Annotated in this window: 10 protein-coding genes, 1 tRNA gene and 1 pseudogene; 11 read left to right on the top strand and 1 reads right to left on the bottom strand. The window is 58.5% G+C overall.

Annotated features, from left to right (window positions below):
* Positions 1-23 precede the first annotated feature (23 nt).
* The 7 genes from infB (at position 24) to ACTWLJ_RS02950 (ending at position 7456) form a co-directional block, all read left to right on the top strand.
* A complete protein-coding gene (infB, locus tag ACTWLJ_RS02980; protein WP_445179810.1) occupies positions 24-2546 on the top strand; it encodes a translation initiation factor IF-2 in 2523 nt (840 codons plus the stop codon).
* Positions 2547-2706: 160 nt separating this feature from the next.
* Positions 2707-3108, top strand: a complete 402-nt coding sequence (rbfA, locus tag ACTWLJ_RS02975) for a 30S ribosome-binding factor RbfA (RefSeq protein ID WP_096818842.1) — start codon at positions 2707-2709, stop codon at positions 3106-3108.
* Between the two features lie 4 nt (positions 3109-3112).
* A complete protein-coding gene (gene truB / locus ACTWLJ_RS02970; RefSeq protein ID WP_401221532.1) occupies positions 3113-4030 on the top strand; it encodes a tRNA pseudouridine(55) synthase TruB in 918 nt (305 codons plus the stop codon).
* A 117-nt stretch (positions 4031-4147) separates the two neighbouring features.
* Positions 4148-4417, top strand: a complete 270-nt coding sequence (gene rpsO, locus ACTWLJ_RS02965) for a 30S ribosomal protein S15 (protein ID WP_003177875.1) — start codon at positions 4148-4150, stop codon at positions 4415-4417.
* 195 nt (positions 4418-4612) lie between these two features.
* A complete protein-coding gene (gene pnp / locus ACTWLJ_RS02960) occupies positions 4613-6718 on the top strand; it encodes a polyribonucleotide nucleotidyltransferase (RefSeq protein ID WP_046045794.1) in 2106 nt (701 codons plus the stop codon).
* 128 nt (positions 6719-6846) lie between these two features.
* A tRNA-Thr gene (locus tag ACTWLJ_RS02955) sits at positions 6847-6922 on the top strand.
* Between the two features lie 228 nt (positions 6923-7150).
* The gene (locus ACTWLJ_RS02950) at positions 7151-7456 is read left to right on the top strand and encodes a DUF6388 family protein (RefSeq protein ID WP_401217400.1); all 306 of its coding nucleotides are present in this window, start codon (positions 7151-7153) and stop codon (positions 7454-7456) included.
* A gap of 100 nt (positions 7457-7556) precedes the next feature.
* On the opposite strand, the gene nadC is transcribed toward ACTWLJ_RS02950, so the two are convergent.
* On the bottom strand, positions 7557-8405 hold the full coding sequence (nadC, locus tag ACTWLJ_RS02945) for a carboxylating nicotinate-nucleotide diphosphorylase (RefSeq protein ID WP_445179809.1): 849 nt from the start codon (positions 8403-8405) through the stop codon (positions 7557-7559).
* A 293-nt stretch (positions 8406-8698) separates the two neighbouring features.
* On the opposite strand from nadC, the gene ACTWLJ_RS02940 reads away from it, so the two are divergent.
* From ACTWLJ_RS02940 to ACTWLJ_RS02925, 4 genes and pseudogenes are all read left to right on the top strand, one after another.
* The gene (locus tag ACTWLJ_RS02940; protein WP_445179808.1) at positions 8699-10885 is read left to right on the top strand and encodes a DUF1631 domain-containing protein; all 2187 of its coding nucleotides are present in this window, start codon (positions 8699-8701) and stop codon (positions 10883-10885) included.
* Between the two features lie 64 nt (positions 10886-10949).
* Positions 10950-11510 (top strand): 1,6-anhydro-N-acetylmuramyl-L-alanine amidase AmpD, encoded by a 561-nt coding sequence (ampD, locus tag ACTWLJ_RS02935; protein WP_401217408.1) that lies wholly within the window; start codon positions 10950-10952, stop codon positions 11508-11510.
* Positions 11507-12346, top strand: a complete 840-nt coding sequence (ampE, locus tag ACTWLJ_RS02930; protein ID WP_401217411.1) for a regulatory signaling modulator protein AmpE — start codon at positions 11507-11509, stop codon at positions 12344-12346. Before ampD ends, ampE begins: the two co-directional genes overlap by 4 nt.
* Positions 12347-12598: 252 nt before the next feature.
* Positions 12599-13738: pseudogene (locus ACTWLJ_RS02925) on the top strand (HAMP domain-containing protein); the annotation flags it as partial.
* Positions 13739-13876 lie beyond the last annotated feature (138 nt).

The following is a 13876-nucleotide window of genomic DNA, read 5'->3' as shown; positions in this document are numbered from 1 at the left end:
GCGCGGCCTGAGGAGAGAAGTGCATGACGCAAGTCACGGTGAAACAACTGGCCGATGAGGTCAAAACACCGGTAGAGCGCCTGTTGCAGCAGATGCGTGAGGCAGGTCTGCCGCACACCGCCGCCGAAGAAAATGTGACTGACAGTGAGAAGCAATCCCTGCTGACTCACTTGAAAAGCAGCCACAAGGCGAAAGTGGAAGAACCACGCAAGATCACGCTGCAGCGTAAAACCACCAGCACCCTGCGTGTGGCTGGTAGCAAAAGCATCAGCGTTGAAGTACGCAAAAAGAAAGTTTTCGTACAACGCAGCCCGGAAGAAATCGAAGCCGAGCGCAAGCGTGAACTGGATGAACGTCGTGCAGTAGAAAATGCTGCCCGTCAGAAGACTGAAGCAGAAGCCAAGGTTCGCGCCGAAGAAGAAGCGCGTCGCGCTCCTGCTGGTGCTTCGTCCGCTCCTGCCGATGCTGTTGCAGCACCTGCTCCAGTAGCCGAACCAGTGCGCGAAGCCGCGCCGGTTGTAGCTGCTGCGCCGGCTGCCGACGCTCGCAAGCGTGACGAACAGCGCCGTCCGGACAAACCACGTGCCGACGACAACAATCGTCGTAGCGGCGGTGGCGATGGCGAGCGCAAAAACGCTCCGCATCGCGCTTCGGTCAAAGAAAAAGCGCCGGCTCCACGTGTGGCGCCACGCACTACCGACGAAGAAAGCGATGGCTTCCGTCGTGGTGGTCGCGGCAAGGCCAAGCTGAAGAAACGCAACGCTCACGGTTTCCAGAACCCAACCGGTCCTGTCGTGCGTGATGTGCAGATCGGCGAGACCATCACTGTTGGCGATCTCGCCAATCAGATGTCGGTCAAGGCTGCTGAAATCATCAAGTTCATGTTCAAACTGGGCACTCCAGCGACCATCAACCAGGTGCTTGATCAGGAAACTGCTCAGCTGGTAGCCGAAGAACTGGGCCACAAAGTGACCCTGGTCAGCGACACCGCCCTGGAAGATTCCCTGGCCGAGTCCCTGAAGTTTGAAGGTGAGACGTTCTCCCGTGCGCCAGTCGTGACCGTAATGGGCCACGTTGACCATGGTAAGACGTCGCTGCTCGACTACATTCGTCGTGCCAAGGTAGCTGCTGGCGAAGCCGGTGGTATCACCCAGCACATCGGTGCGTACCACGTTGAAACCGAACGCGGCATGGTCACCTTCCTTGATACCCCTGGTCACGCCGCGTTTACCGCAATGCGTGCCCGTGGTGCCAAGGCGACCGACATCGTGATCCTGGTAGTTGCAGCGGACGACGGCGTGATGCCGCAAACCATTGAAGCTGTCCAGCACGCCAAGGCCGCTGGTGTTCCACTGGTTGTTGCAGTGAACAAGATCGACAAGCCGGGCGCCGATCTCGATCGCATCCGTAGCGAACTGTCGGTTCACGGCGTGACCTCGGAAGAGTGGGGCGGCGACACCCCGTTCGTATCGGTTTCGGCGAAAGTCGGTACCGGCGTGGACGAGTTGCTCGAAGCTGTCCTGCTGCAAGCTGAAGTACTTGAACTCAAAGCAACCCCATCGGCCCCAGGTCGCGGTGTTGTGGTTGAATCGCGTCTCGACAAAGGTCGTGGCCCGGTTGCAACCGTTCTGGTTCAAGACGGTACCCTGCGCCAAGGCGACATGGTGCTGGTCGGTTCGAACTATGGCCGTGTACGTGCCATGCTCGATGAGAACGGCAAGCCAATCAAAGAAGCCGGTCCTTCCATCCCTGTCGAGATCCTCGGCCTGGACGGTACCCCGGATGCTGGCGACGAGATGAGCGTGCTGTCGGACGAGAAGAAAGCCCGTGAAGTGGCTCTGTTCCGTCAAGGCAAGTTCCGCGAAGTCAAACTGGCTCGCGCTCATGCCGGCAAGCTGGAAAACATCTTCGAAAACATGGGTCAGGCAGAGAAGAAGACGCTCAACATCGTCCTCAAATCTGATGTCCGTGGTTCGCTGGAAGCTCTGCAGGGCGCTTTGAATGGCCTGGGCAACGACGAAGTGCAAGTGCGCGTAGTCGGCGGCGGCGTCGGTGGTATCACCGAATCCGATGCCAACCTGGCACTGGCTTCCAACGCTGTACTGTTCGGCTTCAACGTGCGTGCCGATGCTGGCGCACGGAAGATCGTCGAGCAGGAAGGTCTGGATATGCGTTACTACAACGTGATCTACGACATCATCGAAGACGTCAAGAAAGCCCTGACCGGTATGCTCGGCAGCGATGTTCGCGAGAACATCCTGGGTATCGCCGAAGTGCGTGACGTGTTCCGTTCGCCGAAGTTTGGCGCGATCGCCGGTTGCATGGTTATCGAAGGTGTTGTTCACCGTAACCGTCCAATCCGTGTACTGCGTGAAGACATCGTTATCTTCGAAGGCGAGCTGGAATCCCTGCGCCGCTTCAAGGATGACGCTTCCGAAGTACGTGCCGGCATGGAATGCGGTATCGGCGTGAAGAGCTACAACGACGTCAAAGTCGGTGACAAGATCGAAGTCTTCGAGAAGGTTCAGGTTGCTCGCAGCCTCTAACTCGCGCACTTCAGGAGCCGTGATGGTCGGCCGCACTCCAATGTGTGGCGCATCACCCGGACTCTAAACGCAACGCCCGGTCTGGCATTTGTCAGGCCGGGCGTTTGCCGCTTTCAGACCTTGCGGGTTTCACCGCTGGGCAGTTACAGGTAACAAAATCATGGCAAAAGAATACAGCCGTACCCAACGTATCGGCGATCAGATGCAGCGTGAGCTGGCACAACTGATCCGTCGTGAAGTCAAAGACCCGCGCGTCGGCCTGGTCACCATTACCGCTGTGGAAGTCAGCCGTGACGTCGGTCACGCGAAGATTTTCATCACCGTGATGGGCCAGGACAACGCTGAAGACATCGCGCAAAGCATCAAGGTGCTGAATGCCGCCGCAGGTTTCCTGCGTATGCAACTGGCCCGTGAAATGAAGCTGCGCAGCGTGCCGCAATTGCACTTCCACTACGACGAAAGCGTCGTGCGTGGTGCGCATCTGTCGGCCCTGATCGAACGCGCCGTGGCTGAAGATAATCAGCACGTGGTTGCGGCTGAACCTGAAGACACCAAGGAGTAATTCGGTGGCTCAGGTCAAACGTATCCGTCGTAACGTCAGTGGCATCATCCTGCTGGACAAGCCGTTGGGATTCACTTCCAACGCTGCGCTGCAGAAGGTTCGCTGGTTGCTGAACGCCGAGAAGGCCGGTCACACCGGTAGTCTCGACCCGCTGGCCACCGGTGTGTTGCCGCTGTGCTTCGGCGAGGCGACCAAGTTTTCGCAATACCTGCTCGATTCCGACAAGGGTTATGAAACCCTGGCGCAACTGGGCAAGACCACCACCACGGCAGATGCCGAGGGTGAGGTTTTGCAGGAGCGCCCGGTGACCGTTGGTCGTGCCGATATGGAAGCTGCGCTGCCGAAATTTCGTGGGCAAATCAGTCAGATACCGCCGATGTACTCGGCGCTCAAGCGTGATGGCCAGCCGCTGTACAAGCTGGCCCGTGCAGGCGAAGTAGTGGAGCGCGAACCGCGTTCTGTTACTATTGCGCGCTTGGAATTACTGGCCTTCGAAGGCGATACTGCGCGTCTTGCGGTGGATTGCAGCAAGGGCACCTATATTCGTACCCTCGTGGAGGATATTGGTGAGCAACTCGGTTGTGGTGCGTACGTCGCTGAATTGCGCCGTACCCAGGCCGGGCCTTTCACCCTGGCGCAGACCGTGACCCTCGAAGAGCTGGAAGCGGTACATGCCGAAGGCGGCAACGAAGCGGTTGATCGTTTCCTGATGCCATCGGACAGCGGCTTGCTGGACTGGCCGCTGCTGCACTTCTCCGAAGCGAGCGCGTTCTACTGGCTCAACGGCCAGCCGGTACGTGCCCCGGATGCTCCGAAGTTCGGCATGGTGCGGGTACAGGATCATAACGGTCGCTTCATCGGTATCGGTGAAGTGAGCGAAGACGGGCGCATCGCGCCGCGTCGACTGATTCGGTCAGAATGACCGAACGAGGGTGGCTGTTAACAGGCACGGTCACTACTCATTTTTAGATACAGGGATTTGTCCCTGGCCTGTTGAAGCTGTTTCTTTGAAACAGTTTCCTGATAAAAGGATTGCCTCATGGCTCTCGACGTTCAAGAAAAGGCTCAAATCGTAGCTGACTACCAGCAAGCTGTTGGTGACACTGGTTCGCCAGAAGTGCAAGTTGCACTGCTGACCCACAACATCAACAAGCTGCAAGGTCACTTCAAGGCCAACGGTAAAGATCACCACTCCCGTCGTGGTCTGATCCGCATGGTAAACCAGCGTCGCAAGCTGCTGGACTACCTGAAAGGCAAGGATCTGGGTCGTTATCAGACTCTGATCGGTCGCCTGGGTCTGCGTCGCTAATAAGCGATTGCGCTAGAGGTTGGTTGTCTGTCGCACGTCAGTGGGTTTCCCGCTGGCGTCTGGCAGGCTCCCAGCCTCAAGTTTTATCTGGATACACGTTTTACCCTGGACAGGCGTTGGGCCGATTCCCGACATTGCCCAAGAATTTCGCAAGAAGACAAGTTCCCCAAGAGCCACAAAAGAAGGTAGGACACCGTGAACCCGGTAATCAAAAAATTCCAGTTCGGTCAGTCGACCGTTACCCTCGAGACTGGCCGTATCGCCCGTCAGGCCTCCGGCGCAGTATTGGTCACCGTTGACGACGACGTCAGCGTATTGGTGACCGTAGTAGGTGCCAAGCAAGCAGATCCGGGCAAGGGCTTCTTCCCGCTGTCCGTTCACTACCAGGAAAAAACTTACGCTGCCGGTAAGATCCCTGGCGGTTTCTTCAAGCGTGAAGGCCGTCCTTCCGAGAAAGAAACCCTGACTTCCCGACTGATCGACCGTCCGATCCGTCCGCTGTTCCCAGAAGGCTTCATGAACGAAGTGCAGGTTGTCTGCACCGTCGTTTCCACCAGCAAGAAAACCGATCCGGACATCGCTGCGATGATCGGTACCTCGGCTGCCCTGGCGATCTCCGGCATTCCTTTCGATGGCCCGATCGGCTGCGCACGCGTTGCGTTCCACGAAAGCACCGGCTACCTGCTGAACCCGACTTACGAACAACAGAAAGCTTCGAGCCTGGACATGGTCGTTGCCGGTACGTCGGAAGCCGTGTTGATGGTTGAATCGGAAGCCAAAGAGCTGACCGAAGACCAGATGCTGGGCGCGGTACTGTTTGCTCACGACGAGTTCCAGGTTGTGATCAACGCCGTTAAAGAACTGGCTGCCGAAGCGGCCAAGCCAACCTGGACCTGGACTCCACAGCCAGAAGCCACCGCTCTGCTGGGCGCTATCCGTGCCGAGTTCGGCGACGCGATCTCCCAGGCTTACACCATCACCATCAAGGCCGACCGTTACGCTCGCCTGGGTGAGCTGAAAGACCAGGTTGTAGCCAAACTGTCCGGTGAAGAAGGCCAGCCTTCGTCCAGCGAAGTCAAAGCTGCTTTCGGCGAAATCGAATACCGCACCGTTCGCGAAAACATCGTAAACGGCAAGCCACGTATCGACGGCCGCGACACCAAGACCGTACGTCCGCTGAACATCGAAGTCGGTGTTCTGCCTAAGACCCACGGTTCGGCCCTGTTCACCCGTGGTGAAACCCAGGCTCTGGTTGTTGCAACACTGGGCACCGCCCGTGACGCACAACTGCTGGACACCCTGGAAGGCGAGAAAAAAGACCCGTTCATGCTGCACTACAACTTCCCTCCGTTCTCGGTAGGTGAGTGTGGTCGCATGGGTGGCGCTGGTCGTCGCGAAATCGGTCACGGCCGTCTGGCCCGTCGTTCGATTGCAGCCATGCTGCCTGCCGCCGACGTGTTCCCGTACACCATTCGTGTTGTGTCGGAAATCACTGAGTCCAACGGTTCGAGCTCCATGGCTTCGGTCTGCGGCGCTTCCCTGGCCCTGATGGACGCTGGTGTTCCGATGAAGGCACCGGTTGCCGGTATCGCCATGGGGCTGGTTAAAGAAGGCGAGAAGTTCGCCATCCTGACCGACATCCTGGGTGACGAAGACCACCTCGGCGACATGGACTTCAAAGTGGCTGGTACCGCCAAAGGTGTTACCGCGCTGCAGATGGACATCAAGATCAAAGGCATCACCGAAGAAATCATGGAAATCGCTCTGGGCCAAGCCCTGGAGGCGCGCCTGAATATCCTCGGTCAGATGAACCAGATCATTGGTCAGTCCCGCACCGAACTGTCGGAAAATGCTCCGACCATGATCGCGATGAAAATCGACACCGACAAAATCCGTGATGTTATCGGTAAAGGCGGCGCGACCATCCGTGCGATCTGCGAAGAAACCAAGGCTTCGATCGACATCGAAGACGACGGTTCGATCAAGATTTTCGGCGAAACCAAGGAAGCTGCTGAAGCTGCACGTCAGCGCGTTCTGGGCATCACCGCTGAAGCCGAGATCGGCAAGATCTACGTCGGCAAGGTTGAGCGCATCGTCGACTTCGGCGCATTCGTCAACATCCTGCCAGGCAAGGACGGTCTGGTTCACATCTCGATGCTGAGCGACGCTCGCGTAGAGAAAGTGACCGACATCCTGAAAGAAGGCCAGGAAGTGGAAGTGCTGGTACTGGACGTGGACAACCGCGGCCGTATCAAGCTGTCCATCAAAGACGTGGCAGCAGCCAAGGCTTCGGGCGTTTAATCACCCCTCAGCTTTAGCGCAATAAAAATGCCCCGCCGTGAAAACGGCGGGGCATTTTTTTGTCTGGTGAAATCTGCGGCACCCCTCAGTTTGCCGAACCTCGATAGCGCTGCTAGGTTTAGCCCACCGCCCGTGTAGCTCAGCCGGTAGAGCAGCGCACTCGTAACGCGAAGGTCGCAGGTTCGATTCCTGTCTCGGGCACCACTTCTCTTGATTCCTGCGGTTGAGTTGATCCCTGCGACAGGTTTTTGTGGGGGAGATGTAAAGAGGCGTGTAATTCCTCAGGCAAACGTCCTATATTCGGAGTCTGCATGAGCATCGCCCAGCAGTTTTCAGATGATCCCGAATGGTTCTGAAGGCCGGACAATCCGCGTCAGAGAGATCCTTGATGATCCAGATCCATCTTCCATTCCCATGATCAGCGAGAACGCCATGACCGTGAAAGAATTGACCCAAGAGCAACGCCACGAACAAGCGCTGGAAAAGTACAAACTCGACGCGCCTCAACTGTTGGAAGAGATCAAGGACTTGAGTCCTGATGATCAGAAAGACCAGATCCAGTGGGCATTCGAAGACGAAGCCGAAGCTCAGGGCTTGCAGCCGTGGGAACTGACGCTCAAGTACACCAGCACTCCGGAGGAGTTCGAGGCTCAGCGTCTTGTGCTGCATAAGGAAGCGGCCGAAGTTTTGGGCGTCGAGTGGGACGAGTACTGCGAGATGAATAATCTGGTGGTCTGAACTGTGGGAGCGGGTTTGCTCGCGAAAGCGGTGAATCAGGCGACCATTACGTCGACTGACACTCCCTCTTCGCGAGCAAGCCCGCTCCCACATTTTTAGCTCAGAGGCTCAGTCGCATCGACAGATCCACTGCCTTCACATCCTTGGTCATTGCACCAATCGAGATGTAATCCACCCCGGTCTCGGCGATTGGCAGCAACGTGCTTTCGTTGATCCCGCCGCTGGCTTCCAGTTTGGCCTTGCCGGCGTTCAGGCGCACGGCTTCGCGCATGTCTTCCAGACTCAGTTCGTCGAGCATGATGATGTCGGCACCCGCCGCAAGGGCTGCCTTCAGCTCATCCAGACTTTCCACTTCGATTTCCACCGGTTTGCCCGGGGCGATCTTGTGTGCGGCGGCAATCGCCTGCGGGATGCCACCGCTGGCGGCAATGTGGTTTTCCTTGATCAGGAACGCGTCATACAAGCCGATCCGGTGGTTGTGGCAACCGCCGCAAGTGACAGCGTACTTCTGGGCCAAGCGCAGGCCCGGCAGAGTCTTGCGGGTATCGAGCAGTTTGACCTGAGTCTGGCCGACGAAGTCCGCCAGATACTGTGCCCGAGTCGCCACGCCCGAGAGCAATTGCAAGAAGTTAAGCGCACTGCGCTCGCCGGTCAGCAGCGAACGCGCCGGGCCTTCCAGATGAAACAGTGGCTGATTGGGCTGGACCCGTTCGCCGTCGCGTACTTGCCAGTGCACCGCCACACGCGGATCGAGCTGGCGAAACACCGTATCGACCCACGCGGTGCCGCAGATGACGGCCGCGTCGCGAGTGATGATGGTGGCTTTGGCCAGACGTTCGGCCGGGATCAGTTGCGCGGTGATGTCGCCGCTGCCGATGTCTTCGAGCAACGCACGGCGCACGTTGGCTTCGATTTCGGCGGTCAAATCGGCGAGACGTAGATTCGGCATAACGGGCTCCACAAACTAAGTGCTCCGATTATAGGGCCATGGCGCGAGCCAACCCAAGGCGAGAACTCGCCTGCGTGCCTGCATCCGGTCGATTTCCTTTGAGTACATGCTCGTCAGTCATTGTCACTGGAGTATCACCGCGCCTAGGGGAAACCCTGATGCCTATGGCGTTGGGAGCAGCTTTTGCCAGATAATCCGCCTTGTATTTGACGTCATGCCTTTGACTGTCGTTGAGGCCCCACAAGTGCCTTGTGTTGAAAGTGGCAGAAGAATCACCGTTTCAGGAGGCTTGGATGCACAAAGACGGGAATGTAGTGCCTTTGCATAAGGCTGCTACCGATCAGGCGAATCACTCGCCGCTCGCCCGCCTGCCTGTGATTCTGCTTCAGGTCCGCGACAAGGCTGCGCAGCAACTGCGCCACGCGTTGCAGGAACTGTTCGATAACGCCGACGACACGCTGTTTGAAATGGCTGATCGGGCGCGTAACGACGTCGAGCAAAACATCTTTTTCGAAGCCATGCGCGACCTGCGCCTCAAGCGCAAAAACATCGAGCGTGGCTTTCTTGAGCAATTCTTCGAAGCCTTTACCGGCCTCACACAACACGACTGCCCGCAAAACACCTTGTCGTGCCCGTTGCTGTTCGAAGAGTCGGCGCCGCGTACCGATGACATGGAACGCAGCGTGGCGGTCGAGACCATGGTCGGCCGCGTGCTCAAGCGTGACGGCTTTGCCCTTGATCAACTGACCGCGCGGCTCAGCGCGTTGCTCGGTAAACCTCTCGACGATCAGCACAACCCGCTCGGTCCGGCGCTGCTCTGTGAGTATTTCTTGCAGGCCGGTCGCAATCTTGGCGTGGAGATCAAGGTCAAACTGATCCTGTTGAAACTCTTCGAGCGCTACGTGCTGGCCGACACCGAGCAGCTTTACAGCGAAGCCAACCAATTGCTGATCGCCACCGGCGTGCTGCCAGAGTTGAAACCGGCGCCTGCGCGTCGGGCGATCGATCGTGCGGCGGCTGCCGTTTCCAGCGAAGAAAGCAGCGACCCGTCACCCGCCGACGAAGGCGTGCAGGAAGTTTTTGCTGCGTTGCAGGAACTGCTGCTGCACGTGCGTGGCAGCGTCGCGCCGACCCTCGAACCGAATATTGCGGCGCAGCCGATCACCACCCGTGACCTGCTGCGCCTGCTCTCGCATCTTCAGCAATACGTGCCGGCGCTGGCGGCGCAGGACGACTTTGATCTGCGCAATCAGCTCGAACAGTTGCTGACGCGGGTCAGCGTCAGAAGCGGCAAATCGCGGATCGTCGGCGGTGCGGACGAGGACGTGATCAATCTGATCGCCATGGTCTTCGAGTGCATTCTGGATGATCGCAATCTGCCTGACTCGCTCAAGGCACTGATCGCCCGGTTGCAGATTCCGATGCTCAAGGTTGCGGTGCTCGACAAAAGTTTCTTCAGTCGCAGCAGCCACCCGGCGCGACGCCTGCTCAACGAAATCGCCGATGCCGCGATGGGCTGGGGCGATTGCGACGGTGAGGCGCGCAGCAGTTTGTATCTGCGTATCGAACAAGTCGTACAGCGCTTGCTGACGGATTTTGTCGATGACCCGGCGATCTTTTCCGAATTGCTCGCTGACTTCCTCGCCTTCACCAGCGACGAGCGTCGGCGTAGCGAATTACTCGAACAACGCCTGCGCGATGCGGAAGAGGGCCGGGCGAAAACCGAGCTGGCCCGGCAGCGGGTCGAACAAGTACTGAATCAGGCCTTGCTGGGCAAGTTGCTGCCGCCATCGGTGGTGAGCTTCGTCCAGGATGCCTGGAGCAAAGTCTTGCTGCTGACCTGTCTCAAGCATGGCGACCAGTCCGCCGAATGGCATGCCGACGTGCAAACCATGGAGCAACTGATCTGGAGTGTGCAGCGCCATGACGATGCCGAATCCAGCCTGCGCCTGCTGGCATTGGTGCCGGGGCTACTCAAATCGCTGCGCGATGGCCTGAGCAGTTCGGCGTTCGACCCGTTTGCCACCAGCGAGTTTTTCAGCGAGCTGGAAGCCCTGCATGTACGGGTGCTGGAACATGGCGCCGAGCCGGATCAGACCGAGGCTGCGGCGATGGTCGAAGTGTCAGAGCAGATCGTCCTGCACACCGCCGACGAGGGCGGTGTGGCGCCGGGTTCGCAGCGCTTGCCTCACGACGATGCCGGTCTGCGCCAGGTCGAGCAATTGCGTCTCGGCAGTTGGGTGGCATTTCAGGAAGATGAAGATCACACCCTGCGCTGCAAACTCGCGGCGATCATCGAAGCCACCGGCCGCTACGTGTTTGTCGACCGTACCGGGATGAAAGTGCTGGAGCGCACCCGCACCGGGCTCGCCCTGGAATTCCGTCGTGGCACCGTGCGGGCACTGGACGACACCCTGTTGTTCGACCGGGCACTGGAATCGGTACTCGGTAATTTGCGGCGACTCAATCGCGGCAAGTGATCGCGCGCGGGGGGCGGATCGCGGCATACTGAGCGCCAACACAGTCGGCGTTGAAGGAATCGGTATGCAGCTGGACCGCGCTAGCGGGTGGTGTCACGGGGTGCAGGTTTGCCCATCGCCCAACTTCAATGAACGCCCTGAGGGCGAAATCTCCCTGCTGGTGATCCACAACATCAGCCTGCCACCGGCGCAGTTTGCCACCGGCAAGGTGCAGGAATTTTTCCAGAATCGTCTGGATGTCACCGAGCATCCCTACTTTGCAGGGATTGCCGACCTGCGGGTCTCGGCGCACTTTCTGATTGAACGTGACGGCAAGGTCACGCAGTTTGTCTCTTGTCTTGAGCGCGCCTGGCACGCAGGTGTATCGATTTTCGAAGGGCGCGAAACCTGTAATGATTTTTCCGTAGGTATTGAACTTGAAGGCACCGATGATCTGCCATTTACCGATGCGCAGTATCAGGCGTTGACCACGCTGACCCGTCAGTTGCAAAAGGCATTTCCGGCTATAACCGGCACACGCATCTGTGGACACAGCGACATTGCCCCAGGGCGCAAGACTGATCCTGGCCCGGGGTTTGACTGGGCGCGTTACCGCGCAGCCCTGGCACAAGAGGAAGGACAATGAGTTTTCTGGTGTTACTGCTGGCCGTGTGGATCGAGAAGTTCTCGGCCCTGCGCCATCGGGTTCAACGCGATGGCGGATGGACCCGCGAACTGAACAAGCTTGAACACAGCCCACGGCTGGCCAATCGATCATGGCTGGTGCTGACGATCATGGTCCTGCTGCCGGTGGCTCTATTGGGCCTGTTGCTGCTGGTGCTGGAACCGGTGGCCTACGGCTTGCTGGCCTTGCCCGTGCATTTGCTGGTGGTGATTTACAGTCTTGGGCGTGGCGACCTGCTCGGCGGTCTCGGGCCGTTTCGCGATGCCTGGCGCCGTGAAGACCTGCAAGCTGCGGCGCATGTGGCCAAGCGCGATCTGGATATCTGCGCCGACAGCGGCGAGCAGTTGCTGGAACAGGTTCAGGGGCATTTGCTCTGGCAGGCCTATCAAAGCTTTTTTGCGGTGATTTTCTGGTACTTCGTGCTCGGTCCGGTGGCGGCGCTGGCCTATCGCTTGCTGGCGTTGGCCGAAGAGCATGGCCAGACCCCGGCGCTGGTTGAGCGTGCGGCGCAACTGCGGCACGCCTTCGACTGGGTGCCAGTGCGTCTGCTGGCAGCGAGTCTGGCGCTGGTCGGCAACTTTGTCGCGGTCAGCCGGGTGATGTTGCATGAACTGCTGAACTGGAACATCAGCGCTGCGCAACTGATCAATCGGGTCGGGTTGGCGGCGGGGGAGATTCCGGCTCCGGCAGTCGGGCCAGAGGGCATCAACACGCTTGATTGCCTGTGGGAACTGCTGCTGCGCGCTGCGGTGCTGTGGTATGCCGGGTTTGCGCTGTGGACCGTTCTGATTCACTGATTCAGCGGGAAGATCAAAAGATCGCAGCCTGCGGCAGCTCCTACAGGGATCACATTCTCCTGTTGGAACTGTTGCAGGATGTGATCTTTTTTTTCGTTAACCTTAAGTTACAAAACCTCCCTTCGATTTGAGCTATACAGAGATGGCGCCGGATAGTGGCTATCTGCTGTCGCCCCGCGCCTGCCAATAAAAACAAGAAAAAACCAAGGGAGACTTCCAGTGAAGAGCTTGCTCTATCCCGCCGTCTCGCTGATGAACCGTCTGAGCTTCGGCATGAAGTTCAGCTTGATCAGCGTGCTGTTTCTGGTGCCAATGCTGGTAACCAATTTCTATCTGGTGCGCGATTCCTATCGTGAGTTCCAGGGCACCCAGGTCGAGTTGCAAAGCCTTGATCTGCTGGGCAACAGCCTGACCCTGCGCCGGGATCTGGAGACGCTCAATAACCTCGTGCAAATCAACGTCACCCTTGGCCAGTCCGGCAAGGCCGGCAATGTCGAGGCGAAAATCAGCACCCTCGAGCAAGCGGTGATGGCGCGCCTGCAAGGGCTGAAGGCGATGACCGACGATCCCGAGCAGATCAAGGTGTTCGACGGCAAACGCGATGAAATGATCGCCGCGTTCAAAGCCCAACAGGTGGAAAACTCCCTGCAAAGCAAAAGTGCGTTGATCGGCAAATTGCTCGGCAATGCGCAGATTTTCAGTCAGATCGTCGCCAGTCAGGCCGGTTTGAGCCGCGATAATCAAGGCGATATCCGTCAGCTCAGCGAACTGCTGACCAGCACTACGCCGCTCGTCACGCAAACCCTCGGCGAAGGCCGCGCCGTCGGCTCGTATTCGCTGGGGCAGGGCTTTCTCAACAGCGCGTCGAGCACCCGTTTTGATGAGCTGCTGGCGCAGATCGAAAAACTCCAGGCCGAATACGGCTTGAAACTGCAGGACGCCCTCGGATCAAGCAAAGCCGCGCGTGAATCCCTCAGCGCTCAGGCCGAGGCCAGCAAGGCCTCATTGAAACAGGCCAGCGAACTGTTCGAAGAGCAAGTGGTGATGGCCGAAACCCTTGATGCGCCATGGCAGCCGTTCTACGACCAGGTCAGCGCCCTGATGGACAAGACCTACCAGCTCAACGAATCCACCCTGAAATTCCTCGATACCCAATTGCAGCAACGGCTGGCACAGAACCGCACGCACATGGTGTTGCAGGCGGTGGCGCTGTCGGTGGTGTTCGTGCTGATTTTCTATCTCTACGGAGGTTTCTACGCCTCGACCCGCACCACGCTAAAACGCCTCGGGGCGATGATGGACAAGGTCGCAGCTGGCGACATGACGGTCAATTTTGTGGCCCACAGCCGCGATGAGCTGGGCGAGTTGGGTGAAGTGTTCAACGGCACGGTGAAGAAGATTCACGACCTGATCGAACGCGTCGGGCATACCGTCGGCGAAGTCGAGCGTCAGGCCGGGCAAGTGGAAAACGTCTCGGCGCAAAGCAATCAGGCAGTGGCCGGGCAACGCACGCAGATCGAGCAAGTGGCG

This window comes from Pseudomonas sp. McL0111 (assembly GCF_052567255.1).
This window is presented reverse-complemented; position numbering and strand designations above follow the sequence as displayed.

What these genes read in the sequence shown, in the direction of transcription:
- infB (WP_445179810.1), top strand. Translation starts at nt 24, where the DNA reads ATGACGCAAGTCACGGTGAAACAACTGGCCGATGAGGTCAAAACACCG.
- rbfA (WP_096818842.1), top strand. Translation starts at nt 2,707, where the DNA reads ATGGCAAAAGAATACAGCCGTACCCAACGTATCGGCGATCAGATGCAG.
- rpsO (WP_003177875.1), top strand. Translation starts at nt 4,148, where the DNA reads ATGGCTCTCGACGTTCAAGAAAAGGCTCAAATCGTAGCTGACTACCAG.
- ACTWLJ_RS02950 (WP_401217400.1), top strand. Translation starts at nt 7,151, where the DNA reads ATGACCGTGAAAGAATTGACCCAAGAGCAACGCCACGAACAAGCGCTG.
- nadC (WP_445179809.1), bottom strand. Translation starts at nt 8,405, where the DNA reads ATGCCGAATCTACGTCTCGCCGATTTGACCGCCGAAATCGAAGCCAAC.
- ACTWLJ_RS02940 (WP_445179808.1), top strand. Translation starts at nt 8,699, where the DNA reads ATGCACAAAGACGGGAATGTAGTGCCTTTGCATAAGGCTGCTACCGAT.
- ampD (WP_401217408.1), top strand. Translation starts at nt 10,950, where the DNA reads ATGCAGCTGGACCGCGCTAGCGGGTGGTGTCACGGGGTGCAGGTTTGC.
- ampE (WP_401217411.1), top strand. Translation starts at nt 11,507, where the DNA reads ATGAGTTTTCTGGTGTTACTGCTGGCCGTGTGGATCGAGAAGTTCTCG.